Source organism: Nonomuraea turcica (assembly GCF_030718205.1).
Classification (GTDB): domain Bacteria; phylum Actinomycetota; class Actinomycetes; order Streptosporangiales; family Streptosporangiaceae; genus Nonomuraea.
In genome coordinates this window covers 78,939-103,515 of record NZ_JAUZQF010000025.1, presented here as the reverse complement: position 1 = coordinate 103,515, position 24,577 = coordinate 78,939, and the positions used below count along the sequence as shown (strand labels likewise).

Annotated in this window: 24 protein-coding genes; 14 read left to right on the top strand and 10 right to left on the bottom strand. The window is 70.0% G+C overall.

Translation table 11 applies throughout. The features are described from left to right. Nucleotides 1-618, bottom strand: coding sequence for a MerR family transcriptional regulator (locus tag Q9G87_RS46590; RefSeq protein WP_305923086.1), 618 nt, complete (start codon nt 616-618; stop codon nt 1-3). Nucleotides 619-633: 15 nt separating this feature from the next. Continuing rightward, entirely contained in the window at nt 634-1,482 is an 849-nt protein-coding gene (locus Q9G87_RS46585; protein WP_305923085.1) for a LysR family transcriptional regulator, read from the bottom strand. 138 nt (nt 1,483-1,620) lie between these two features. On the opposite strand from Q9G87_RS46585, the gene Q9G87_RS46580 reads away from it, so the two are divergent. The 3 genes from Q9G87_RS46580 to Q9G87_RS46570 all read left to right on the top strand — a co-directional run bounded on the left by Q9G87_RS46580 (nt 1,621) and on the right by Q9G87_RS46570 (nt 4,668). Continuing rightward, complete coding sequence (locus Q9G87_RS46580; protein WP_305923084.1) at nt 1,621-2,694, top strand: thiolase C-terminal domain-containing protein; 1,074 nt, start codon at nt 1,621-1,623, stop codon at nt 2,692-2,694. 154 nt (nt 2,695-2,848) lie between these two features. Continuing rightward, complete coding sequence (locus tag Q9G87_RS46575; protein ID WP_305923083.1) at nt 2,849-3,967, top strand: SGNH/GDSL hydrolase family protein; 1,119 nt, start codon at nt 2,849-2,851, stop codon at nt 3,965-3,967. A gap of 155 nt (nt 3,968-4,122) precedes the next feature. Further along, complete coding sequence (locus Q9G87_RS46570) at nt 4,123-4,668, top strand: hypothetical protein (protein WP_305923082.1); 546 nt, start codon at nt 4,123-4,125, stop codon at nt 4,666-4,668. A 242-nt stretch (nt 4,669-4,910) separates the two neighbouring features. Here the strand turns inward: Q9G87_RS46570 and Q9G87_RS46565 are convergent, their stop codons facing one another. Continuing rightward, complete coding sequence (locus Q9G87_RS46565) at nt 4,911-5,999, bottom strand: N-acetylglucosamine kinase (RefSeq protein WP_305923081.1); 1,089 nt, start codon at nt 5,997-5,999, stop codon at nt 4,911-4,913. Between the two features lie 73 nt (nt 6,000-6,072). Between Q9G87_RS46565 and Q9G87_RS46560 the strand changes: the two genes are divergently transcribed. The 6 genes from Q9G87_RS46560 to Q9G87_RS46535 all read left to right on the top strand — a co-directional run bounded on the left by Q9G87_RS46560 (nt 6,073) and on the right by Q9G87_RS46535 (nt 11,893). Continuing rightward, complete coding sequence (locus Q9G87_RS46560) at nt 6,073-6,948, top strand: MurR/RpiR family transcriptional regulator (RefSeq protein ID WP_305923080.1); 876 nt, start codon at nt 6,073-6,075, stop codon at nt 6,946-6,948. Continuing rightward, nucleotides 6,949-7,683, top strand: coding sequence for an SIS domain-containing protein (locus Q9G87_RS46555; protein ID WP_305923079.1), 735 nt, complete (start codon nt 6,949-6,951; stop codon nt 7,681-7,683). Nucleotides 7,684-7,702: 19 nt separating this feature from the next. Continuing rightward, a complete protein-coding gene (gene ngcE / locus Q9G87_RS46550; protein WP_305923078.1) occupies nt 7,703-9,115 on the top strand; it encodes an N-acetylglucosamine/diacetylchitobiose ABC transporter substrate-binding protein in 1,413 nt (470 codons plus the stop codon). Next, complete coding sequence (locus tag Q9G87_RS46545) at nt 9,115-10,026, top strand: carbohydrate ABC transporter permease (RefSeq protein WP_305923077.1); 912 nt, start codon at nt 9,115-9,117, stop codon at nt 10,024-10,026. The genes ngcE and Q9G87_RS46545 overlap by 1 nt, the downstream gene beginning before the upstream one ends. Then, nucleotides 10,026-10,943, top strand: coding sequence for a carbohydrate ABC transporter permease (locus tag Q9G87_RS46540; RefSeq protein WP_305923076.1), 918 nt, complete (start codon nt 10,026-10,028; stop codon nt 10,941-10,943). Before Q9G87_RS46545 ends, Q9G87_RS46540 begins: the two co-directional genes overlap by 1 nt. 398 nt (nt 10,944-11,341) lie before the next feature. After that, the gene (locus tag Q9G87_RS46535) at nt 11,342-11,893 is read left to right on the top strand and encodes a GNAT family N-acetyltransferase (protein ID WP_305923075.1); all 552 of its coding nucleotides are present in this window, start codon (nt 11,342-11,344) and stop codon (nt 11,891-11,893) included. On the opposite strand, the gene metE is transcribed toward Q9G87_RS46535, so the two are convergent. Next, the gene (gene metE, locus Q9G87_RS46530) at nt 11,884-14,031 is read right to left on the bottom strand and encodes a 5-methyltetrahydropteroyltriglutamate--homocysteine S-methyltransferase (protein ID WP_305923074.1); all 2,148 of its coding nucleotides are present in this window, start codon (nt 14,029-14,031) and stop codon (nt 11,884-11,886) included. The two genes, Q9G87_RS46535 and metE, sit on opposite strands and share 10 nt — an antisense overlap. A gap of 79 nt (nt 14,032-14,110) precedes the next feature. Here metE and Q9G87_RS46525 point away from each other — a divergent pair, with 79 nt between their 5' ends. Beyond that, complete coding sequence (locus Q9G87_RS46525) at nt 14,111-14,959, top strand: LysR family transcriptional regulator (RefSeq protein WP_305923073.1); 849 nt, start codon at nt 14,111-14,113, stop codon at nt 14,957-14,959. On the opposite strand, the gene Q9G87_RS46520 is transcribed toward Q9G87_RS46525, so the two are convergent. Both Q9G87_RS46520 and Q9G87_RS46515 read right to left on the bottom strand, forming a co-directional pair. Further along, entirely contained in the window at nt 14,952-15,632 is a 681-nt protein-coding gene (locus Q9G87_RS46520) for a DNA alkylation repair protein (RefSeq protein ID WP_305923072.1), read from the bottom strand. The genes Q9G87_RS46525 and Q9G87_RS46520 overlap by 8 nt on opposite strands. Next, nucleotides 15,629-16,297 (bottom strand): TetR/AcrR family transcriptional regulator, encoded by a 669-nt coding sequence (locus Q9G87_RS46515; protein ID WP_305923071.1) that lies wholly within the window; start codon nt 16,295-16,297, stop codon nt 15,629-15,631. Before Q9G87_RS46515 ends, Q9G87_RS46520 begins: the two co-directional genes overlap by 4 nt. A 97-nt stretch (nt 16,298-16,394) precedes the next feature. Here Q9G87_RS46515 and Q9G87_RS46510 point away from each other — a divergent pair, with 97 nt between their 5' ends. Genes Q9G87_RS46510 through Q9G87_RS46495 form a run of 4 tightly spaced genes read left to right on the top strand, consistent with a single transcriptional unit; the run spans nt 16,395 to nt 21,113 of the window. Beyond that, entirely contained in the window at nt 16,395-17,558 is a 1,164-nt protein-coding gene (locus Q9G87_RS46510) for an acetyl-CoA C-acetyltransferase (RefSeq protein WP_305923070.1), read from the top strand. A 4-nt stretch (nt 17,559-17,562) separates the two neighbouring features. Beyond that, complete coding sequence (locus tag Q9G87_RS46505; RefSeq protein ID WP_305923069.1) at nt 17,563-18,927, top strand: alkaline phosphatase D family protein; 1,365 nt, start codon at nt 17,563-17,565, stop codon at nt 18,925-18,927. 25 nt (nt 18,928-18,952) lie between these two features. Next, nucleotides 18,953-20,437: a glycoside hydrolase family 3 protein gene (locus Q9G87_RS46500; protein WP_305923068.1), complete on the top strand. Its 1,485-nt coding sequence runs from the start codon at nt 18,953-18,955 to the stop codon at nt 20,435-20,437. A gap of 4 nt (nt 20,438-20,441) precedes the next feature. Continuing rightward, complete coding sequence (locus Q9G87_RS46495; protein WP_305923067.1) at nt 20,442-21,113, top strand: pentapeptide repeat-containing protein; 672 nt, start codon at nt 20,442-20,444, stop codon at nt 21,111-21,113. Nucleotides 21,114-21,320: 207 nt separating this feature from the next. Here Q9G87_RS46495 and Q9G87_RS46490 read toward each other — a convergent pair whose 3' ends face one another. From Q9G87_RS46490 to Q9G87_RS46475, 4 genes are read right to left on the bottom strand one after another with little or no spacing between them, the layout of a single operon-like run. Next, nucleotides 21,321-22,352, bottom strand: a complete 1,032-nt coding sequence (locus tag Q9G87_RS46490; protein ID WP_305923066.1) for an NAD(P)H-dependent flavin oxidoreductase — start codon at nt 22,350-22,352, stop codon at nt 21,321-21,323. Continuing rightward, nucleotides 22,349-23,071 carry a CoA-transferase subunit beta gene (locus Q9G87_RS46485; protein WP_305923065.1) on the bottom strand — a complete coding sequence of 241 codons (723 nt, stop codon included), beginning with the start codon at nt 23,069-23,071 and terminating at the stop codon, nt 22,349-22,351. Before Q9G87_RS46485 ends, Q9G87_RS46490 begins: the two co-directional genes overlap by 4 nt. After that, nucleotides 23,055-23,822: a CoA transferase subunit A gene (locus Q9G87_RS46480; RefSeq protein WP_305923152.1), complete on the bottom strand. Its 768-nt coding sequence runs from the start codon at nt 23,820-23,822 to the stop codon at nt 23,055-23,057. Before Q9G87_RS46480 ends, Q9G87_RS46485 begins: the two co-directional genes overlap by 17 nt. Before the next feature lie 23 nt (nt 23,823-23,845). Further along, nucleotides 23,846-24,574, bottom strand: coding sequence for an enoyl-CoA hydratase family protein (locus Q9G87_RS46475; RefSeq protein ID WP_305923064.1), 729 nt, complete (start codon nt 24,572-24,574; stop codon nt 23,846-23,848). Nucleotides 24,575-24,577: the final 3 nt, after the last annotated feature.

The window sequence follows — 24,577 nt, the reverse complement described above, 5'->3', positions numbered from 1 at the left end:
TCAGGTGAGGCGGCGGGCGGACTCCGACTCCTGGGCCATGCGGCGCAGCGCGTCGAACGCCTTGCCGTACAGGACCGAGCCCAGCACCATGGCCTCCACGGCGGCGTCGCGCGGCCCCTGGAACGGGACGGTGTCCATCTCCACCTCGGACACCAGCTTCTGTGCCGCCTCCACATACGGACCCAGGTCGACGGGCACGCCGAGCTGGCGCATCCTGACCAGCGTCTGGGAGAGCTCGTCCCGGGTCGGGGCCTCGGGATGCACGCTCCAGCCCAGGTCCGCGACGAGGCGGTCGACCTGGGCGCGGGCGGCCTGCCATTCCTCGCCGGGCTCCGGCTCGACGGTGGGGCCGAGCGCGTAGTGCGCGGTGCCGAGCATCTCGTGCATGGGCAGCGACTCGTCATCGACGGCGGCGATGATCTGCTTGATCGAGGCCACCGGGAGCTTGCCCACCTCCAGCAGCGCCCGGATCAGGCGGAGCCTGCGGAGATGCGACTCGTCGTACTCGGCCCGGGTCGCGGCTATCTGCTCGCCCTGGTGCAGCAGGTTCTCGCGCAGGTAGTACTTGATCGTGGGGAGGGCCACCCCGGACCGGGCGCTTAGTTCGGAGATGCGCATCGTTAGATAATAGCGCTATCCAGAGCGCGCCACATGGCGGGCGGCGCTGACCAGCTCCGGCACGTCCGCCTGGCGGTTCCAGAGGAAGACTACCTCCAGCGGAGGGACGTCCTCCTTGATCGGGACGAAGGCCAGGGTCTCCGGCACCGGCGTGCCCTCGTGCACGCTGAGCGTGTAGCCCGCGCCCCGCTCCACCATGGTGATCGCCAGGTCGTGCGTGGCCGCCGCCGGACCGAGCCGGGGGTGGAGCCGGTGGCGGACGAAGCCCTCCAGGAAGCGGCGGGCGCCCGCCACCGCGTCGGACTCCGGCATGACCAGCGGCTCCGTGGTCAGCTCCGCCAGCGAGACCGCCTCGGAGGCCGCCAAGGGATGATCGCGGTGGACCAGTGCCCGTACGGGGAACCGGTGGATGAGCATCCTGGCCACGCCCCTCGGCAGCGAGCCGGGCGCGTAACCCAGGCCAGCCTGCAGGGTGCCGTCCACGATGGAGACGATCTGCTCGGCCGTACCCATGGGGACCACGCGCAGCCGCAGGTTCTGCAGCTGGGAGAGCAATCGGGCGGCCACATCGGCCAGCCCGTCCGCCACGCCCAGGCGCGAGGTGGCGCCCTTGCTCCTCGCCGCGGCCACGGCCCGCTCGAAGGCGTCGACCGCGACGGTGGCCTGGGCCAGGAACGCCTCGCCCGCCTCAGTGAGCTGCACGCCACTGGACGAGCGGCTGAACAGCTCGACCCCGATCTCCTTCTCCAGCGCCTTCAGCTGCTCGGACAGCGTGGGCTGGGCGATGTGCAGCGCGGCGGCGGCCCGGCGCAGGCTGCCGGCCCGTGCGATCGCCATGGCGTATCTGACGTAGCGTAGATCCATCGCTCACCTCGGGGTGATGATGATGGGCTATCGGTAGATCGCACCTCCGTATTACAAGCTCAGACAGTTCTCGTGAAGACACATTGTCACCCCGGCCCGCTAACCCAACAAGCGCTTGGCTCTGTTAGCGTGGCGGGCATGCAGCCCTTCGCCGGCCGGGCGGCCGTGGCCGGGATCGGGATGACGGCGCTGAGCAGGCAATCCGGGCGCACGGAGCTGGAGCTCGCGGTCGAGGCATGCCGGGCGGCCTGCGCCGACGCCGGCATCGGCCCGCGCGATGTGGACACGATGCTCAGCTACCACATGAACGACTCCGCGTCCGTCGTGCAGGTCGCGAGGGCCCTGGGGATCGAGCGCCTTGGCTGGCACAACGACATCGCCGGAGGCGGCACGCAGGCGGCATCGATCCTGGGCGACGCGGCGATGCTCGTGCACGCCGGCTTGGCCCGAAATATCTTGATATTCCGGGCGCTCAACGGCCGCTCGGGTAAACGCATGAACACCGTCTCCACCGGCCCCCAGGAACGTTTCACGTACGGCCTGGCGGGCCCGATCCCGCTGTTCGCCCTGGCCGCGACGCGCTACCTGCACGACACGGGGCTGACCGAGGAACACCTGCACGCCGTCGTCGCCCAGTCCAGGGACAACGCCAAGACCAACCCGCGGGCGCTGCGCCGCGAGCCACTGGAACTCGCCGACTACCTCGCCCGGCCGTACGTGTGCACCCCGCTGCGGACCGTCGACTGCTGCCAGGAGACCGACGGGGCCTGCGCGCTCGTCGTCAGCGGCGTGCTCGACGGGCCGCGCGTCCAGGCGGTGGTACGGGCCGGAGGGCCCGGCTGCACCTCCATGGACCGCTCACCCGACGTGAGCGCGATCTTCTCCACGTACGTGGCGCCCATGCTCTGGGAGGCGTCCGGCATGCGGCCGTCCGACGTGGACGTGGCGTTGCCGTACGACGCCTACTCCTGGCTGGTGCCCCGGCAGGTGGAGGACTTCGGGCTGGTCGAGCGCGCGGACCTGGGGGCGTACCTGCTGGAGCGCCGCCACGCGTGGGTCAACCCGCACGGCGGCCTGCTCTCGGAGGGCTACGTGCACGGCCTGAACAACGTGGCCCAGGCCGTGCGGGAGCTGCGGACGGGGGAGGGCGAGGTGGCCCTGGTGACGGGGTTCGGCGGCAGCTACGGAAGCGCGGCTCTGCTGACAAGGTGACGGCGAGATCCGGCACACCCTTGATCGGATCGGGGCTGAGATCCGTATTGTGTGATGCGCCGATGTCGTTGATCATAAAGACGGATCGCGATGCCTTTCAGGACAGTCTGCCTCAGCATTTGAGATGATGTCGGGCCGGCAAGAGGGAGAGATCGTGCGCTCTTTACGTTTGATCGCGGCGCTGTCTGGGCTGGTGATGGCCGTGGTGACGCCCGGGGTCGCCGCTGCCGCACCCCTGACCTCTACGAACCGTGACGGCGGCGTCCTGACCCGCGTGCATACCGCCGGTCGAGTCGTGGTCGACGGGGACTCCGTCAAATACAGCTGGCCCGGCGTCTACTTCGAGGGCAAGTTTCGTGGCACTGGAGTCGGGATCGTGCTGAACGACGCCGCCGCCGACTATGACGTCCAAATAGACGGTACGACCGCCGCCACTTTGGTGACCCCTGGGCAGACCACGCACTGGGTCACCGGACTGAGACAGGGCGTGCACAGCGTCCGGGTTGTCAAGCGCTCGGAGAGCCCGTGGGCGACGAGTGAATTCGGTGGGCTCGTCGCCGTCCCGCATGGCGCGATCCTCGCCGGGCGCGTGGTGCGGAATCGGCAGATCGAGTTCGTGGGCGACTCCTTCACCGCGGGCTACGGCAACATGTCCACCACGCGCGAATGCACCGGCGACGACGTCAACCGGACCACGAACGCCGACCTCAGCTTCGGCGCCATCGCCGCGCGCAGCCTGAACGCCGACTACCAGATCAACGCCTTTTCCGGCCGCGGAATGGTGCGCAACTACAACGGTATTGAGCCCCAGACGAACTACCGCACGTACTATGACCGGGCGTTGCTGAACGTCGAGGGTGACATCTGGAGGAATCCGGGCACGTGGCGGCCGCAACTCGTCGTGATCGGCCTCGGCATCAACGATTTCTCGACCGCCATCAATCCCGGGGAGCAGTGGACGCTGGAAACCCTCGTCACCGCCTACCGCACCGCCTACCACGGCTTTCTCGACAAGCTTCGGGGTCAGTACGGCCGCGACACGATTCTCGTGGTCAGTGCCACGTACATGTCCAACACCGCGGTGTTCGCCGAGACGGCCCGGCAAGTCGTCCAGGAACGCAACAGCCGGGGCGACGACCGAGTCCGCTTCTGGTACTACCCCGAGACCGACTTGGACTACGGGGGCTGCCACTGGCATCCGTCCCTCCATGACCACCAGCTCATCGCCGACCAGCTGAGCGCCTACATCGACACTCTTCGGCTGCGGTGGTGACCGATGTTCAGGGGTCACTGAATGTACGGTTCGCCGCCGGAGTTCCAGCCTTCGGATCATCGGAGTTCGCGCCGCAGGTGCAGGCCGTTCGTGATCCCGCCGGATCTCGCCGGCCTCGGTCAGGCGGAGTCAGCCCGCGCCGCACGGCAGCCGTCATGGCGGCCATCGAGGCGCGTACCGGAGCACGCCTGTCAAGCGACTGGTTCGACGAGCCCCGTCAGGTGGCCGTGGTCGATCTGCCGTTCAGTGAGGAGGTCACCCCCATCGGCCTGTGGCATCACGAACCGGAACTCGACGCGCGGCTCCGTCTCACGCCGAAGGAGAATCGCCGTGCAATTCTTCTCCGGCTAATAGACGTGCTGATCGAACGTTTCGACCTCGACCTGGCCTTCATCACCCCCGCCATACGAGTGGCGCACGAGGGGCTGCCCATCGACGCCGGTCTGCTGGAGGAGGTGAGAGCAGAGTGGGAAAACCTCGGCCAGCAGTGGTCCGGGGCGTTCTGCGCCGTCCGGGAGGAGGACGAGACAGGCTGGCGCCGCTGGCTCGCGGCGAACGCGATTCGCCACAGTTTGCGTTCGCTCAACGAAGGCGCGTACTTCTTCGACGGGCTCACCTATGCCAGATTCGCCTTGTCGGAGGAGTGGCCTGCCACGAGAGACCGGGTCCGCGCCATGACGCACTTCCGGCCAGTCCTGTAGGTGCGACTGCAGCCGCCGTGCTCGGAGGCCCCTTCCTTCTAGGGATGTCGCCGTGGGTCTCCGGGCTCGGCTTGGACTGAACCCTGGCGGATCTCCTCCCAGTCGTTCACCTTGGCGACCACCCAAAGAGCGGAGGGGCAACATTCAGCCGTCGGCTGGGGACAGGCATTCACGCTGTCATCGACAGCCCAGGGTTCGGACCCCTCAATCCACGGCGGCCCCAAGCCCGCGGACATGGACGACTAAGCGGCTACCGGCGAGGCGGTGAAGACGGCGTGCCGGGCCTTCGCGTCGGCCTCCGGCATCAGGGCGCGGGCCGCCAGCCAGGCCGCCGCGCCCGCCGCGTCGCGTGCCGTCGTGACCGTCTCGCCGGCGAGCAGCTCCGTCACAGCCTGCCGCACCGGGCCTTCGCTGGTGAGCACGCTCCCGGCGAGCACCACCGGGCCGGACACGTGCACCCGCCTGAGCGTGGCGACCAGGCGGTCGGCGGCCTCGCGCACGATCCCGGCCGCCATCGGGTCGCCTGCCGCCGCGGCCTGGCTGACGAGTGAGGACAAAGCGGCCAGGCGCATGTGGTCGGCCTGTGCCAGCCGCACGATGCGGTCCGCGACGGCGCGCGGTGTGGCCGGCCGCTCGTCGCCGAGGAAGTGCCGGGCGACCAGGGCCGTCAGCGGGCCGCCGACGGGACCGGGAGCCCCCGCCGCGTCCGAAGGTCCATGCGGCACCTCCGTCGCGGCTGTGTCGACGGCCTGGGCGTCTGTCCTGGCGGTGTCGATGGCCTGGGCGTCTGTTCCGGCTGTGTCGATGGCTTCCACGGGGAGCCCTCGGTCGAAGGCGTCCACGACCGCCTTGGCCGCCGCGCGGCCGATCCAGAAACCGGACCCCGCATCCCCCAGCAGCCACCCCAGCCCGTCCGCGACCACGCCCAGCTTGTAGCCCTCGATCCTGGCCGCGACCGCGCCCGTGCCGGAGAGCAGCAGCGAGCCGTCGGGCTCGGCGGACCCCGCCGCGTAGGCGATCGGCACGTCGCCCATGAACCGCGGACCCTCGGCGATCCCGTGATCGGCCCAGACCTTCGCCAGTGCGGGCACCATTTCGGCCACCTGCCCGGCGACCCCGGCCAGCGAGGCCACCACCCGGCCGCCGTCGTGCGGCCCGAGCGCCGCCCCCAGCGCGTCCGTGATCGCCGCCACCGCCTTGTCCAGCCCGTGAGCAGTGGGATTGCCCGCGCCGGCCCGCGCGTATCCCACCCGGCTCCCGTCGAGCGCGTGGACGGAGACCCGCGTGGACGTGGCCCCGGCATCGACGCCGACCACTAGCGATTGCGTCACGGTCTGAGTCTGGGGGTTGACGTGACCGAGAAGCAAGAATAATTTTCGCCAGAAGACCGGGTGTTCGGAAGGAATGTTCGTGACTTCAGGAGCGCTCGGGCGCGTCGAAACGGAACTACCCGGTTTGCCGGAGGCGTTGCGCAGGGTCGGTGAGGTGATTCTCGACGACCCGGCCGAGGCCGCGCGGTCGACCATCATCGCGCTGGCCGAGCGGGCGGGCAGCTCGCCCGCCACCGTGACCAGATTCTGCCGGGCGTTCGGCTTCTCCGGCTACGCCGAGTTGCGCGTAGCGCTCGCCACCGAGACGGGCCGGGCCGCCCAGGCGGGCTGGGGCGCGGGCGTCGGCCACGAGATCGGTCCGGAGGACCCGCTCGACAAGGCCGTGGAGGTCATGGCCGCCGCCGATGCCCGGCTCATCCAGGACACCGCCGCGGGGCTCGACCTCGACCTGGTGGCCCGGGTGGCCGACGCCATCGTGGCGGCCCCTCGAGTGCTCCTGGTTGGCGTCTCCACCAGCGGGAACGTGGCCACCATGTTCGAAGGCAGGTTACGCCGCATCGGCATCCCCGGCTGGAGCGCGGGCGACGCGCACGTGGCCTTGTCGGAGGCGGCGCTGCTCAAGCAGGGCGACGTGGCCATCGGCATCAGCCACCGGGGCCGTACCCGCGAGGTCATGGAGGCGCTGGCCGAGGCGGGCAGCCACGGCGCGCTGACGGTCGCGGTCACGTCCTTCGCCCGCTCCCCGCTGGCCGACCTGGCCGACCTGGTGCTGACCACCGCCAGCAGGGAGACCACGTTCCGGCTCGGCGGGCTGGCCGCCGTCCATTCGCAGCTGTTCGTGCTGGACGCCGTCTACGTGGCGGTCGCGCAACGCACCTACGAGCGCACCAACGAGGCGTTCGAGCGCACGATCAGCGCCGTGGAGAGCCATAGGGTGGAAAGAGGCTGAATGACGTACGCATCCAAGGTCCTCGACCTGGCCCATCAGGTCGCGGAGAGCCAGGCCGAGCCGGTCAAGCATGCGGCCGGGCTGATCGTGGCCTCGATCCGGGCCGGGGGCGTTGTAAACGCTTTCGGTTCCGGGCATTCCGAGGCCATCGCCATGGAGATCGCCGGACGGGCCGGCGGCCTCGTGCCCAGCAACCGCCTCACACCCAGGGACCTCGTCCTGTACGGCGGCCGCCCGCCGAGCGTGCTGACCGCGGAGCTGGAGCGGGACCCGGCCATCGCCCATGAGATCTACGCCCTGGCGCCGGTGGCGCCGCAGGACGTCTTCGTGCTGATCTCCAGCTCCGGTGTGAACGGCACGGTCGTCGAGCTGGCCACGATCGTCAAGGACCGCGGCCATCCGCTGATCGCGCTGACCTCGGTCAAGCACAGCAGCCGGATGACCTCGCGCCACCCGTCGGGCGGCAAGCTGCTCGACCTGGCCGACGTCGTGCTGGACAACGGCGCGCCGTACGGGGACGCCATCCTCGACCTGCCCGGCGGCGGCAGTTACGGTGCCGTATCCACGATCACCTCCGCGTTGCTGGCGCAGATGGTGGTCACCGAGGCGGTGGACGAGCTGGTGGCGATGGGGGAGACGCCCCCCATCTACCTGTCGGCGAACGTGACGGGCGGTGACGAGCACAACAGGGCCCTCGAGAGCCGCTACGCAGGTCGAATCAGACGTGGATCATGAAAAGTCAGGAGTAGTCGATATGTCCACCACCCCCCACATCAGCAGGCGCGAGCTTCTTCGCGGCGCCGCCCTCGTGCCGGTGGCAGGGGCGCTGGCCGCGTGTGCCACACCCGCCTCCCAGCCCACCGCCACGGCCTCATCGGCGCCGGCCGCGACCAGCGCGGCCAACCCGTTCGGCGTGGCGGCCGACAAGCCGCTGGAGGTGTGGATCTTCGACGGCGGCTTCGGCCAGGACTACGCCAAGAACATCCACCAGCCGCTGTTCAAGACCAAATACCCGAACGTCGAGATCAAGCACAACGCGACCAAGGAGATCACCAAGGTCCTGCAGCCGCGCTTCGCCGGCGGCAACCCGCCCGAGGTGATCGACAACTCGGGCGCCAACTTCATCGACTTCGGCGCCCTCTCCCAGGACGGTCAGCTCCAGGACCTGACCCCGCTGCTCGACGCGCCCTCGTGGGACGACCCGAACACCAAGGTCAGGGACACCATCGACCCGTCGGTCATCGAGATCGGCACCTACGACGGCAAGTTCAGCGTGCTGGGCTACGTCAACTACATCCACGGCATCTGGTACTCGCAGAAGGTGTTCAGGGACAACGGCTGGCAGATCCCGAAGACCTGGGACGAGTTCATCGCGCTCTGCGAGACGATCAAGAAGTCCGGCAAGATGGCGCCCTTCACCTACGCCGGCAAGTTCCCGCAATACCTGTACGAGCCGCTGCTCACCATGGCCGCCAAGATCGGCGGCAAAGAGGTGCTGGTCAACATCGACAACCTCGAAGACGGCGCCTGGACCACCGAGGCCATGAAGTCCGCGGCCACCGCCTGGGCCGAGGTCGGCGCCAAGTACCTCATGGAGGGCACCACCGGCCTCGACCACGTCCAGACGCAGACCGCGCAGAACAAGTACAAGGTCGCCATGCTTCCCTCCGGCTCCTGGCTGGAGAACGAGCAGAAGACCACCACACCGCCCGACTTCGAGTACGGCATGTTCCCGATTCCCGACGTCACCGGGTCCGACAAGATGCCCTATGGCACCCTGCACACCCAGCCGGGCGAGAACTTCATCGTCTCCGCCAAGAGCCCGCACCCGCAGGCGGGCATGGAATACCTGCGGGGCATGCTGTCGAAGAAGGCGGCCGGCGACTTCAGCGGGCTGGTGCGCACCCTGACCGTGGTCAAGGGCGCCACCGAGGGCAAGGACATCTCTCCGGGCGTCACCAGCGCCTCCAAGGCCGTCACCGACGCGGGCGCCAACACCGTCTATTACCGCTGGTTCAACTGGTACGGCCCGCTCAAGGACGAGGCCATCGCCGCCACCGGCCAGCTCATGTCCGGCGGCCTGACGCCCGACAAGTATCTGGAGCGCATCCAGAAGAAGGCCGACGAGATCAAGAACGACTCCTCGATCAAGAAGTACAAGCGCTAATGATCTTCAATAGGTATCGCCGTGGGCTGTTCATCACCTCGTTCCTGGCAGCCCCGGTGATTCTCTACCTGGTTTACGTCATCTCGCCGTATATCCAGGCGTTCTACATCGCGATGACCGACTGGCGCGGCGTGACGGCCACGCCGCGCTTCATCGGCCTGGACAACTTCGAGCGGCTGTTCGGCGACGGGACCTTTTGGAAGGCCGTCAGCCACAACGGCGCCCTGCTGCTCCTGTTGCCGCTGATCACGATCGTCATCGCCCTGTTCTTCGCCTTCCTGCTCAACGTGGGCGGACCGCAGGGCCTGACGGGGATCCGCGGGTCGAAGTTCTACCGGGTGGTGTTCTTCTTCCCGCAGGTCCTGGCCGTCGCAGTGGTGGCGGTGCTGTTCCAGCAGGTGTTCCGGCCGGACGGCAGCGGCATGCTGAACGGCCCGCTGATGGCGCTGGGCATCTCGCCGATCGGCTTCCTGTCCGACCCGGACGTGGCGTTCTGGTCGGTGCTGAGCGTCATGGTGTGGCAGGCGGTCGGCTTCTACGTCGTGCTCTTCTCCGCCGGCCTGGCCTCCATCCCCCGGGACATGTTCGAGGCCGCGCAGATCGACGGCGCGGGCCGCCTCAGCCTCTTCTTCCGCATCACGCTGCCGCTGCTCTGGGACACCGTCCAGGTGGCCTGGGTCTATCTGGGCATCCTCGCCCTGGACGTGTTCGCGATCGTCTGGGTGATGACCGACCAGCACGGCGGCCCCGACTTCTCGACCACGGTCATGGCGGCCGAGATCTATCGCAACGCGTTCCAGTATTTCCGGTTCGGCTACGCCTCGGCTCTCGGCGTCGTGATGTTCTTCTTCACCGTCGGCTTCGCGATCCTCTCGCTGCGCCTGTCCCGACGCGAACGAATCGAGTACTGATGACAACGATGATCTCGTGGACGGTGGCGAACTCCCGCAAGCTCGCCCGCCAGGAGCGCAGGCGGCGCCTCGGGCCGCTGGGCGTGCTCACGCACCTGGCGCTGCTGGTGTGGACGCTGCTGACGGTGGTGCCGATCCTGTGGACGTTCCTGGCCTCGGTCAAGAGCGAGGATGAGATCTTCGGCGACGCCTGGTCGCTGCCCGCCGCGCTGCGCTGGGACAACTTCGCCAGGGCGTGGGAGCAGGCGCACATCGGCCAGTACATGCTCAACAGCGTCATTGTGGTGTCGTTCAGCACGTTCGGCACCATGCTCATCGGCTCGATGGCCGCGTACGTGCTGGCGCGCTACCCCTTTCGCGGCAACCGCGCGGTCTACGTGCTGTTCGTCTCGGGCCTGGCGTTCCCGGTCTATCTGGCGCTGACCCCGCTGTTCTTCGTCGTGCAGAACATGGGCAACGTGCCGCTCGTCGGCCCGTTCATCGGCCTGAACACGCACGCGGGCCTGGTCCTGGTCTACATCGCGTACTCGATGCCGTTCACCGTCTTCTTCCTGTCGGCCTTCTTCCGCACGCTGCCGACCGCGGTGGGGGAGGCGGCGATGGTGGACGGCGCGTCGCACACGCGGGTGTTCTTCCAGATCATGCTGCCGATGGCCCGGCCCGGCATCATCAGCATCACGATCTTCAACATCCTGGGCCAGTGGAACCAGTACCAGCTTCCGCTGGTGCTGCTCCAGGAACGGGACAAGTGGGTGCTGACCCAGGGCATCGCCGACATCTCCACCGCCGCCGGATACGACCAGGACTGGTCGGCCCTGTTCGCCGCCCTGACCCTGGCCATCCTCCCCATGCTGGTCGTCTACACGGTCTTCCAGCGCCAGATCCAGTCAGGCCTGACATCTGGAGCCCTGAAATAACGCAGCGCAACCGGGCTGCTACCTTGAGGCAACCTCGCATCTGCCGGAATAGTCATGGACGCATTTCGGGAGGTGGGTCGTTGATCGTGCTCAGGCATCCGGACAGCTTCTCTTCGTGGCGGGCCGACATGTGCGACTGGAGGACGCAGGTCCCAAGGAACCGGCTCCCAGCGGTGGTCGAGGCATCCTGCTGCGAGGAATACATCCTGTGCTCAGAAGGCGCCGAATTCTTCGTCCGGCGCCGTACTGATGATGGGTGCTACCAAGAGACCGCCAGAGGAAGCTATGCCCGCGCCGCCAAGGTGTGGATCGACCTGGCCGGAGGGCACCGGCACCAGGAGCGGGCCGGCGCGAAAACGGGTCGCGATCCCTGGCGGTGATCTGCTTTCCTTCGTCCCATGAGATCGGCATGGGTGGGAGAGCGCGTGCGCCTGCGCGCCATGGAGCCCGAGGACTGGGAGGCGTTCCACGCCTTCAACGAGGACTCCGACGCGGTCAGGAACGGCTGGCGGCTCCATCCGCCCACCTCGGCCGCCTACGCCAGGAAGTGGGCAGCGGAGGAGGCCGAGCGGGAAAAGGATCTCGACGAATTCAGACTGGTGATCGCCACCAGGGACGGCGACGTCCCGGTCGGGACGCTCAACACGCACCAGGCCGCCCGCGAGCACGGCACATTCGCCTACGGGATCAGCGTCGGCACCCCGCACCAGCGCAAGGGCTACGCCGGCGACGCCATCGTGATCCTGCTGCGCTACATGTTCTTCGAGCGCCGCTTCCAGAAGGCGGAGGCGTGGGTCTACGCCTCCAACGACGCGTCGCTGGCCCTGCACCGGCGGCTGGGCTTCGTCGAGGAAGGCCGCCGGCGCAGGAGTCACTACCACGCCGGTCACTATGACGACGAGGTGCTGTTCGGCATGACGATCGAGGAGTTCACCGAGCGTTACGCCTGAAGCTCGGCACGCAGCCTGCGGGTGGCGGTGACCACGTTCGCCAGGGCCGCCTCCACCTGCTCGTACGTCCGGGTCTTCAGCCCGCAGTCCGGATTGACCCAGACCCGCTCGAGCGGCAGCGCCCGCACCGTCCGGCGCAGCAGGTCCTCGACCTCCTCGGCACCCGGCACCCGCGGTGAGTGGATGTCGTACACGCCCGGCCCGAGCCCGCGCCCGAACGACTCCACCGCCCCCAGGATCCGCGCTCCCGACCGGGCGGACTCGATCGTGGTCACGTCCGCGTCCAGCCCATCGATGGCGGTCAGGATCTGGTCGGCGTCGGAGTAGCACAGGTGGGTGTGGATCTGTGTACGATCGCCGGCCCCCGAGGTGGCCCGCCGGTACGCGGCCACCGCCCACTCCAGGTATTCGTCCTGGGCGGCCCGCCGCAGCGGCAGCAGCTCACGCAGCGCCGGCTCGTCCACCTGGACGATCGAGACCCCGGCCGCCTCCAGGTCGCGGACCTCCTCCCGCACCGCGTCCGCCACCTGGAACACCACGTCCCGCAGCGGCAGGTCGTCGCGGACGAACGACCAGGCCACGATCGTGACCGGCCCGGTGAGCATGCCCTTGACCGGTTTGTCGGTAAGCGACTGCGCGTATGTGGCCCACCGCACCGTGATCGGCTCAGGCCGGGCGACGTCGCCGTGCAGGATCGGGGGCCGGGTGCAGCGTGAGCCGTACGACTGGACCCAGCCGTTCCTGGTGACCGCGAAGCCGTCGAGGTGCTCGGCGAAATACTGCACCATGTCGTTGCGCTCCGGCTCGCCGTGCACGAGGACGTCGAGGCCGAGCCGCTCCTGCACCCGGATGGCGTGTTCGATCTCGGCCTCGACCCGCCGCTCGTACTCCGCCTGCGTCAGCGTCCCCGCCGTCACCGCCGCCCGGGCCGCGCGCAGCTCGCCGGTCTGCGGGAACGAGCCAATCGTGGTGATCGGCAGCGGCGGCAACCGCAGGTGCGCGGCCTGCGCCGCGGCGCGCACCGCGTACGGGCCGCGCCCCTCCGCGACCACCGGCTCCGCCAGCGGCACCGAGGGCACGGCCGGCGCCGGCCCGGTGAAGCCGGCGGCCGCGAGTGCCACCACCTCGGCCACCTTCTGCTCGGCGAACGCCAGGCGCGACCTCAGCGCCGCATCCAGCTCCGGCTCGGCCTCCACGTCGTAGGGCACGTGCAGGAGTGAGCACGAGGTGCTCACCGTCACCTGCGAGGCCCGCACGGAGCCGAGCGCGGCCAGCGCCCGCTCAGGCGAGGTCCGCCACACGTCCCGCCCGGACACGACACCGGCGACCACGGTCTTCCCGGTCAGATCGACGACGGGGACCCCGCCCCGCACCAGGTCGATCCCGATGGCCTCCACCGGCGTGCCGGCCAGCACTGGCAGGGCCTCCCCGAGATCCCCGAAGTACGACGCCACGAACACCCCGGGGCGCGAGCCCACCGCCCCCAACCGCTCGTAGGCGGTCCGCACCGCGGCCAGCTCGTCCGCCGTCCGGTCCGCCACCAGCGCCGGCTCGTCCAGCTGGACCCACGCGACGCCCTCGGCGGCCAGCGCGCCGAGCAGCTCCTCGTAGCAGTCCAGCACGTCGTCCAGCCGCTCCAGCGCACCGGCCAGCAGCAGGAACGTCACCGGCCCGATCACCACGGGCCGCGTCTCGTAGCCGAGCGCGCGCGCCTCCCGCACCTCGCCCAGCGGCTTGCCCGCGTCCAGCTTGAACACAGTGTCAGGACCGATCTCCGGGACGATGTAGTGGTAGTTCGTGTCGAACCATTTCGTCATCCGCAGCGGCGCCAGCCCCTCGGTGCCGCGGGCCATCGCGAAGTAGGGGTCCTCGGCCGCGCGATACCGCTCGGGCACCGCGCCGAGCAGCACGGCCGTGTCCAGCACCTGGTCATACAGCGAGAACGTGTTCGACGGCAGCCCCTCCAGACCGAGCTCGGCCAGCCTGCGCCAGGTGCGCTCCCGGATCCCGGCGCCCACCCGGTCGAGCTCCGCCCGGCTCGAGCGCCCGTCCCAGTACGACTCCAGCGCCCTCTTCAGCTCCCTCCGCGGCCCGATCCTCGGGTATCCGAGCACGGTGGACTTGGGGAACGGTGACATCTTCTCAACTCCCTGTGACGTGGGACGACAGATCGTTGCGATCGTGCCGAGTACCCGCGGAGTCGTGCACCATGTATTGATGCTGCTTATGCTCAGGGAGATCCACTGCTTCACGCGGGTGGCGGACCGGCTCAGCTTCTCGGCGGCCGCCGCCGACCTGGGCATGTCGCAGCCGGCCATGAGCCAGGCCATCACCCGCCTCGAGCGCGCCGCCGGCGTCAAGCTCTTCGACCGCACCGCCCGCGAGGTGCGGCTCACCGCCGAGGGCAAGGCGCTGCTGCCGTACGCGGAGCAGATGCTCGAATCGGCCCGGGCGTTCACCGCCGAAGCGGCCAGGCTCGCCCGCCCGACCATTCACCTTGCTTATCCACCACTGGTGGGCACCCTGGCGGCGCGGATCGTCAGACGTCTCGCGGGACGCAACCCGCCGATCGGCGTGGAGCTCACGGTCGCGGGCCGGGGGGCGGCGGCCCAAGCGCTCACGGACGGCCAGGTCTCGGCCGCCATTCTGGCCATCCCGGCACCGGCCCAGTTCGTCACGGCCGCCAGGTTCCATGTGACCGTCGACCACCTCGCCGTCCCCGCCGGCCACCGGCTGGCCTCCGCTCAGAAGGCGGGCGCGGCCGACCTGGCCGGCCAGGTGCTCCTCACACCCGGCACCCGCCCGTGGACCGGCCTGCCCGGCCGCGCCCGCATGGTGGCCGACGACGACTTCGCGGCGGCACTCGACCTGGTGGCCGCCGGTGCGGGCCTGCTGCCCATCCCGCAGCTGCTGGTCAGGAGCATCAGGCGGGACGACGTGCGGTTCGTGCCGCTGGACACGGGCGACCTGCGCATCACGTATGCGCTGGCCTGGTCGAAGGACCAGGTCACGCCCGAGCTGATGGCCCTGGTCCAGGCGGTCCAGGACGCGTTGTGGACTAGGTGACCGGCAGGTTGCGCAGCGCTTCGCGGCGGCTCAGGCCCGTGATGCCCTTGGCCTTCACGTAGCGGACGACCTCGCCCGGATTGGTCTTGGCGTATTCGCGTAACGCCCACCCGATCGCCTTGCGGGCGAAGAAGTCGTTGTCCGACAGGCTGGGCTCGATGCATGCGTACAGCAGGGCCGTGTCCGTGCGGCCCTTGAACCGGTTTTGGCACAGGATCGCGGTGCGCCGCTTCCACAGGTCCGCGTCGTGCGCCCACTCCAGCATGAGCGGCCGCATCGAGTCAGGGTAGGCGGCCAACAGCCCGCCCATCCGGTGCGTGGCCAGCTCATCCACCAGATCCCACCAGGCGCCGGTGACGATCATCTCCTCGTACATCGGCACCGTGTAGAGGGTCTGGAAGCTCCGGTAGAGGTGGTATCCGGACAGTTCGATCGCGGCGTAGCGCTCCTCGCGGTATTCGGCCTCGCGCCACAGCGATAACACGGCCCGCCGCCAATCCGGCGCGCTCTCGAGGCGGTGGTCGGCGAACACCCGCTTGAGCGCGGCCCGCCGGGGCACCGCCTGGACGCCCAGGAACGGCATGGCGGACTTCATGTAGGCGCGCATCGCCTCCGCCTTGTCCGGTTCGGCCACGGCCTGCAGGGCCAGCCGGACCGCCTTGCCCAGGCTCATCCCCGGCGCTGCGTCGTGCGCTCGCCCGTGGCGAGTCCGTCGAACAGCACGGTGATGTAGTGCTCGGCCAGCCCGCCCGTGTTGAGCCTGCCGCCGGGGCGGAACCAGCGGACCGCCACCCAGATCGTGTCGCGGATCATGCGGTAGGTCAGCTTGGGGTCGACGTCGGAGCGGAACTGCCCGGCGAGCTGGCCCGCCTTGATCTGCGCCACCCAGATCTGCTCGACCTCGTCCTCGGCCTTGACGAGGTAGTTGAAGCGTTCGAACTGCCGCAGGTAGTTCCAGTCGTTCTGCATGACGGTGATCGCGGCCCGGTGCGGCTCCAGCGTGCCGAAGCCGATGCGGACCATCTCCGACAACACGGTGCGCGGGTCGGAGCTGGTCTCGACCGCGGCGCGGTAGCGGGCGATGAGGTCGTCGAGGAAGGTGGACAGCACCTCGTCGACGATCGTCTCCTTGGAGTCGAAGTGGTGGTAGAGACTTCCGGAGAGGATGCCCGCCTCGTCGGCGATCTCGCGTACTGTCGTCGCCTGGAAGCCCTTGCGCGCGAAGAGCTCCGCGGCGAGCTTGACGAGGTGGTCGCGGCGCTCGGACGCCGACCCGGTGGAGGTCGCGCGCTGGCGCTTCGCCGGTGCGGCGGTGCCGGAGTTCTTTCGCGTGGTCACGTCACCATTATGAGCCCACGGACAATCGCTTGCTCACCTAACCGGCCCAGCTCATCGGGCATTCCAGGTTAGACCAAGCGCTTGCTACCATGCGTAGATGAGCGAGGCGTACATCGTCGGTGCCGTCCGCACCCCCGTCGGGCGCAGGAACGGCGGCCTGGCCAGGATCCACCCCGCCGATCTCGGGGCGCACGTGCTCAGGGAGCTGATGGACGGCACGGGCGCCGACCCGTCGGCCGTGGAGGATGTGATCTTCGGCTGCGTGGACACGATCGGGCCGCAGGCCGGCGACGTCGCCCGCACCTGCTGGCTGGCCGCCGGGCTGCCCGAGGAGGTGCCCGGTGTCACGGTCGACCGCCAGTGCGGCTCCTCCCAGCAGGCGCTGCACTTCGCCGCCCAGGCCGTGTTGTCGGGCACCAGCGACCTGGTGGTCGCGGGCGGCCTGCAGAACATGAGCATGATCCCCATCTCGTCCGCGATGCTGGCTGGGCACGCGCTCGGGCACGAGACCCCCTTCGTGGGCTCGAAGGGCTGGGTCGAGCGGTACGGCACGCAGGAGGTCTCCCAGTTCACCGGTGCCGAGCGGATCGCCGCGCATTGGGACATCTCGCGGGAGGAGATGGAGCGGTACGCGTACGAGTCGCACCGGCGTGCCCTGCACGCCATCGACGCCGGATATTTCCGGCGGGAGATCGTTCCCTGCGAAGGCGTCGCCGTGGACGAGGGCCCGCGCAGGGACACCACGCTCGACAAGATGGCCGCACTCAAGCCCCTGGTCGAGGACGGCCGGCTGACGGCCGCGCTGGCCTCGCAGATCTCCGACGGCGCCGCCGCCCTGCTCATCGCCTCGCCCCGGGCCGTACGCGAGCACGGCCTGACTCCGCGTGCCCGCGTGCACCACCTGTCGGCCCGCGGCGCCGACCCGATCACGATGCTCGACGCCCCGATCCCCGCCACCGTCCACGCACTCGGCATGACCGGCATGTCGATCGACGACTTCGACGCCATCGAGATCAACGAGGCCTTCGCCTCTGTGGTGCTGGCCTGGCTGAAGGAGACCGGCGCCGACCCGGCCAGGGTCAACCCGAACGGCGGCGCGATCGCCCTCGGCCACCCGCTCGGCGCGACCGGCGCCGTGCTGGCCGTCAAGCTGCTGCACGAGCTGGAGCGGACCGGCGGCCGATACGGTCTGCAGACCATGTGCGAGGGCGGCGGTCAGGCGAACGTCACCGTCATCGAACGGCTCGGTGCGTCACCATGACGGTATGGCAAACCCGTTCACCCTAGGTGTCGCCTCCGGGGAGCCGATGCCCGACGGCGTGGTCCTCTGGACCCGCTTAGCCGTCGATCCACTCAACGCCGACCCCCTGCGGCCCGGCGGCATGGCTCCGCGGGCCGTCGAGGTGCGCTGGCAACTCGCCGAGGACGAACGGTTCACCCAGGGCCTGCGCCAGGGGACGCTCCAGGCGCTGCCGACCTGGGCGCACAGCGTGCACGTCAGGGTGGCCGGGCTCAAGCCGGGCGCCGACTACTTCTACCGGTTCAGGGCGGGCGGCAACCTGAGCCCCGTCGGGCGCACCAGGACCGCGGACGACCCGGCCGCGGCGCGGCCCGTGCGGTTCGCGATCGTCAACTGCCAGCGGTATGAGCACGGCTTCTACACCGCGTACCGGCATCTGGCCGAGGAGCGGCCCGACGTCGTCTTCCACGTCGGCGACTACATCTACGAGTCGCGCCAGGCCGCCACCGTCGTGCGGCCGCTGGGGCCGGTGCCTGGTGAGATCAGCAGGTTGCACGAGTATCGCCTGCGCTACGCCCGCTACCGGACCGACCCCGACCTGCAGGCCGCGCACGCCGCCGCGCCCTGGGTGCCCACCTGGGACGATCACGAGGTGCTCGACAACTACCGGGGCAGGGGCGACGGGTCGGCCCCGTTCCTGCGCCGCAGGGGCGCCGCCTACCAGGCCTACTACGAGAACCAGCCGCTCAGGGTGCGGCCCCAGGACGGGCACCTGCAGATGTACCGGCGGCGGACGTACGGGCTGGTCGCCGACTTCATGGTCCTGGACGTCCGCCAGCATCGCGACGCCGGCAGCATGCTCGGCGCCGCACAGGAGCAATGGCTGATGTCCCGGCTGCTCACCAGTCCGGTCAGGTGGCGGGTGCTGGTGCAGCCGCTGTTCTTCGCCCGCCGCTTCGTCCCAGGCCCGCCGCCCAACCTGCGCCCGGACTCCTGGGACGGTCACCAGGCCGAGCGCGCCCGCATCCTGGCCGCGAGCGCATCCGGGCTGGTCGTCTTCAGCGGGGACGTGCACAACTTCTGGGCGGGCGAGCTCAAGGCGGACTTCCTCGATCCGGCCTCGGCCACGGTGGGGGTGGAGTTCGTGGGCAGCTCGATCAGCAGCCGGCCGCCGCAGACCGACGGTCCCGCAGTGCTCGCCGCGAACCCCCATCTGAAGTTCTTCGACGATCGCCGGGGCTATCTGTCCTGCGTGGCCGGCCCCGACGAGCTGCGGGTGGCGGTGCGTGCGGTGGACTTCGTGGACAGGAGAGGGGCACCGATACGGACCGTGGCGGAGTTCCTCACCAAGGGAGATGGGTTGACGTCAGAAAATACCTCTAGCAAATAGGAAACTTTCCTATTAGATTGCGGGCATGCCCCAGAGCGGTGACCTGCTTCGCCTCGCCGACGCCGTCCTCTTCCCCGGTTTCGCGGGACGGACGCCCCCCGACTGGCTCCGTCGCAGACTCGGCGACGGGCTGGCGGGCGTGGTGCTGTTCTCCCGCAACATCGCCGGCCCCGGCCAGGTGGTCCGGCTGACCGCCGAGCTGCGTGCCGAGAACCCCTCGGTGCTCGTCGGCACGGACGAGGAGTCCGGCGAGGTCACCAGACTGGAGGTGGCCACCGGCAGCAGCCGCCCCGGCGGGTACGCGCTCGGCGTCGTGGACGACGTGGGCCTGACCGAGGCCGTCGCCCGGGACCTCGGCGGCGACCTGGCCAGGGCCGGCATCACAATCGACTTCGCCCCCTCGGCGGATGTGAACTCCAACCCGGACAACCCGGTCATCGGCCTGCGGGCGTTCGGCGCCGACCCGGTCCTGGTCGCCCGGCACACCCGGGCGTTCGTCCGCGGCCTGCAGTCGGCCGGCGTCGCCGCCTGCGCCAAGCACTTCCCCGGGCACGGGGACACCTCCATCGACTCCCACCACGGCGTGCCCGTGGTGGCCGGCGACGGGATCGAGGCCGCGCTGGTCCCTTTTCGCGAGGCGATCAAGGAGGGCGTCAAGGCCGTCATGACCGGCCACCTCCTGGTGCCCTCGTACGACGCCGAGTTGCCCGCCACGCTCAGCCCCAAGGTCCTCACGGGGCTGCTCCGTGAGGAGCTGGGCTACGACGGGATGATCATCACGGATGGCATCGAGATGGCCGCGGTGTCGGGGGCGTACGGGATCGGGGGCGCCTCCGCCCGCGCCATCGCCGCCGGAGCCGACGCGATCTGCATCGGCGGGGAGCGGGCCGACGAGGCCGTCGCCGTCGAGGTCCGCGACGCCATCGCCGCCGCGGTGACCGAAGGACTGCTGCCCGAGGAGCGGCTGGCCGACGCCGCTCGCCGGGTCCGCGAGCTGGCCGCCTGGGCCACCTCCTCGGGCAGCCAGGCACAAGGGCACGAGAACGGCTACCTCGGCCTCACAGCCGCCCGCCGCGCCATCCGCATCACCCGCCGCTCCACGGCCCCGATCCTGCCCCTGTCCTCGGCCCCGTACGTGGTCGAACTGGCCCCGGAGATGAACCTGGCCATCGACAAGGGCACCCCCTGGGGCGTCGGCGAGCCCCTCACCCGCCTGCTGCCCGGCACCACGGTCACCCGCCTCGCGGCCGGCGAGGCGACCGGCGCCGCGCTTGAGCGCCTGATCGGCGAGGCCGTCTTCCGCCCTCTGGTGATCGTGGTACGCGACGCGCACCGCTACGCCTGGCAGGCCGAGGCCCTGCGGCACCTCCTCAGCGCCCGCCCGGACGCGGTCGTGGTCGAAATGGGCCTGCCCGCCCGGTCGGACCTGGGCGCCGTCCACATCGCCACGTACGGCTCCGCGCGGGTCTGCGGGCAGGCGGCGGCCGAGGTGCTGACCGGTAGTGTGTGACACCGTGAACTTCGACGGCGAGGACCTCTCACACAAAGCGCTGGCCGACCGCCTCCCGCCCGACGAGCCGCACGTCTTCCGCGACTGCGACCTCACCGAGACCGACCTGTGGGGCGCCTCGCTGGCGGGGGCCCGGTTCGAGTCCTGTGTCCTGGAGCAGACCGACTTCCGCAAGGCCGACCTGGACGGGGCGGCGTTCACGGGCGGCGGCGGGATGCGGACCCGGTTCAACGACGCCGACCTCATCGACGTGACGTTCACGGACGTGGACCTGTCGTCGGCGCAGTTCGGCGGGGCGCTGCTGACGGACGTCTCGTTCACCGGGTGCCGCATGATCGGCGCCTCCCTGACGGCGTCCCGTGGCACCGGCTTCAAGATCGCCCGCTCCAACCTGACCCTGGCCAATCTGGGCGGTTGCTCGCTGCGCGGCGAGGCCATCGAGGGCGTGCGTTTCGACGACGCCGACCTGTCGGGGTGCGACTTCACGGAGGCCGCCTTCAGCGACTGCCGCTTCATCGGGACGCGTCTGCTGAACACGAAATTCGCCAAGGCGGACTTGCGGGGCGCCGACCTGGGGCAGCCGGACGACGCCAAGCTGCGGGCCTTCGCCGGCGCCATCATCAACCAGACCCAGGCCAACGCCATCCTCGCCGCCCGCGGCATCACCGTGCTCTGAGTCGCGGCGTACGTCGCCCGCCGACGTGCCGCGATCGAGATCGAGCCGTTCACCACCCGCCGCTCTGCCTATGTAGATTTCATCTACGTAGATTCAATCTACGTAGGAGCTGTCCAGGTGGCAGGGCTCGGTTTCAAAGGCAGGTCCGTTGAGCTGGCCTTTCTCCACAAGCGGCTGGATCGGGTGATGAGGCGGCAATTCGCTGGCTCAGCTGTCCGGCGTCAGGCGGGACAGGGTGGCGTCGGCCTCCGCCATGATGCGCTCGATCAGCTCCCGGCATGAAGGCAGGTCGTCGATCACGCCCACTACTTGGCCCGACGCCATCACGCCCAGATCCGCCCGCCCCTCCACCATGGCCGCCCGCAGCAGCACCGGCGTGTTCGCCGCCTGCAGCACCTGGGCCCAGGTCAGCTCCCGCCCGCGCCGCATCCGGCGGCCTTCGCGGATCAGCGCCGCCCATGACAGCCCGGACAGCCGCTTGAACCTGGCCCCGTTCACCACGGCCCTGGCCAGACGGGAGCGTTCGAGCGAGGCCACGAACGGGGTGCTGAGCACCCGATGCGGCACCCCGTCCACCTTGGTCGTCACCACGGTCTCGCGCGCCGCCAGGTAGACCTTCTTCACCTCGTCGGGCACCGGCGAGTCGCTGGTCAGCAGGAACCGGGTGCCCATGGCGATCCCGCAGGCCCCGTACGCCAGCGCCGCCGCCAGCCCCCGCCCGTCGAAGAAGCCGCCGGCCGCGATCACCGGGATGTCCACCGCGTCCACGACCTGGGGGAGGAGCAGGGTGGTGGCGACCGGGCCGGTGTGGCCGCCGCCCTCGCCACCCTGCACGATGACCGCGTCCACGCCCCATGCGGCCACCTTCTCCGCATGCCGGCGAGCTCCCACGGAGGGGATCGTCACCACCCCGGCGTCCTTGAGGCGGGCGATCAGGTCCCGCCTGGGCGCCTGGGCGAACGACGCCACCCGCACGCCCTCCCGCACCATCACGTCCACCCGCTCGGCCGCGTCGTCGGCGTCGGAGCGGATGTTGACCCCGAACGGCGCGTCCGTGCGCTCCTTCACCCGCCGGATGGCCTCGGTCATCTCGGCGACCGACATGGTGGCGGCGCCGATCACCCCCAGACCGCCGGCCTGCGAGGCGGCCGCTGCCAGTCGCGCGCCCGCGACGTACCCCATTCCGGTCTGCACGATCGGATACCGGCAGCCGACCAGGGACGTCAGCGCGGTCCTCACGCCGCCGCCTCGCGGTCGCGGCTCCGGGAGGGGTCGAGCAGGTCCAGGACCCGCAGCTCCTCGGGCTCCGGCTCCCGCGTCACGGGGACATCCGCGTCGATCACGAGGTCGAAGCCGGTCGCGGCCACCACGTCATCGACCGTCACCCCGGGATGCACGGACGCGAGCCGCATCGACCCGTCAGGGGTGCGGAAGTCCAGCACGGCCAGGTTCGTCACGACGCGGCGCAGCTCGAAGGCCCCGCGGTCGGTCCCGAGGCCGCTCACCATGTCCACCTTCGGGACGAAGACCCGAGGGCTGTGACGGGGGATCCAGTAGCTCGTCGGGTCGCACCGCGTGTTCCCGGGCGCCCCCCGTACCCCCAGCAACTGCGTCTTGGGCCGTGCCCAGTCGCCGATGCAGGAGATGTTCGTGTTGCCGTACCGGTCGATCTGGCTCGCGCCGAGCATGACGTGCCGCCGCCCGTTCAGCACCAGCCACAGGTGCTCCCTGAACGGCAGCCAGCCTTCGACCACCTCGGCCGCCCGGCCCAGCGCGGGCACGTCCCCCGTGAGCAGGCAGACGCCGTCGTTCGTGAGCAGATCAGGCTCGAACGTCAGCCGCGCCAGCCGCGCCCCCAGCACCGTGACCGCCCCGCCGATCCCGGCCGCCAGGATCTCCCCGTCGCCCCTGAACGCCTCCGCGCACGCCACCACGCAGACATCAGCCCTGCTGCTCATCGACACCCGTCTCCACGTAACGCCGCTGCCGCTCCTCATCGCGCCCGTAGTCCGGCTCGCACGAGGTGAACCCGGCCCCGCCAGGCGCCTCCACCACGCCCGTCACCATCGACCGGCTGATCAGCAGCGACTGCACCGGCCCTTCCTTCAGCAGGTCGGCGGTGTCCACGAAACGTTCGCACGAGACGTAGCAGCGCGCCGCCGCCTTCGCGTAGAGGTCGTCGAAGTACGGGTCCGGCCCCAGGTATTGGGCGTTGCCCCGGGCGTCGGCCCGGTTCAGGTGCACCAAGGCCACGTCCATGGTCAGCGCCGGGACCGCGACCAGCTCCTCCCCGTCCTCGTACGGCGACCGCACCGTCCGCAGCCCCGGGTTGACCCGCATCACGTCCGATCCCATGCCCGCCCGCGTCGGCAGGAACGGCAGCCGGTGCGCCGCGGCCAGCAGCCCGAACATGAACATCCCCTCGTCGTACTCGGTGAACTCGATTTCCCCCGCCTGCCTGGCCCGCCGGAAATGGGGCTCGAGCGGGATGGTGTCGAGCGTGACGAACGGGGCCACGACCTTGCGCACCTTCCCGGCCGCGCACAACATGCCGACGTCCGGGCCGCCGTAGGACACGATCGTGAGATCACGGACGGGGGAGCGGAGGAGCGCCGACACCAGGGCCATGGGCTTGCGCCGCGAGCCCCAGCCGCCGATCCCGACCGTCATCCCGCTCTCCAGCGCGCCCGCGACCTGCTCGGCGGACATCACCTTGTTGTCGCGAACCGCCGTCACGTGAATCGCTCCCTGTGCCGGTCGCCTGCCCCCATGAGGTTCAGCTCGAAGGTGAAGCCCTGCTCGAAGCGGTAGCTGCGCTTGACGTCCACGGGGTCGATGCCGTTGAGCGACTCCTTGGCCCGCCGGATGACGTACGGGTCCTTGGCCGCGATCTGCCCGGCCACCTCCATCGCCACGTCCCGCAGCTTGTCGCGCGGCGCGACCTCCAGCACCGACCCGAACGCGTGCAACTCGGCCGCGGAAACATTTCTGCAGGTGTAGACCATGGCCCGCATCAAGTGCTGCGGCACCAGCCTGGCCAGGTGCGTGGCCGCGCCCAGCGCGCCCCGGTCCACCTCGGGCAGCCCGAAGTAGGCGTCGTCGGCGGCCACCACGATGTCGGCGTTCCCTGCCAGCCCGACGCCGCCGCCCAGGCAGTGCCCGTGCACCGCCGCCACGACCGGCACCGTGCACTCGTAGACGGCCGCGAACGCCGCGTAGCAGGCCCGGTTGACCGCGACCAGGGCCTCGTGTCCCACGGAGTCCCGCAGCTCCTTGATGTCGACTCCGGCGTTGAACCCGCGCCCCTCGGCCCGCAACACGACCACCCTGGTCCCCGGGTCGTCCCCGGCCGTCCGCACGGCCTCGGCCAGTTCCTCCCAGCCCCGCACGGCCAACGCGTTCACCGGCGGCACGTCGACGACGACCTCGGCGATCGGCCCGGCCCGCAGCGTGATCCCCATCTC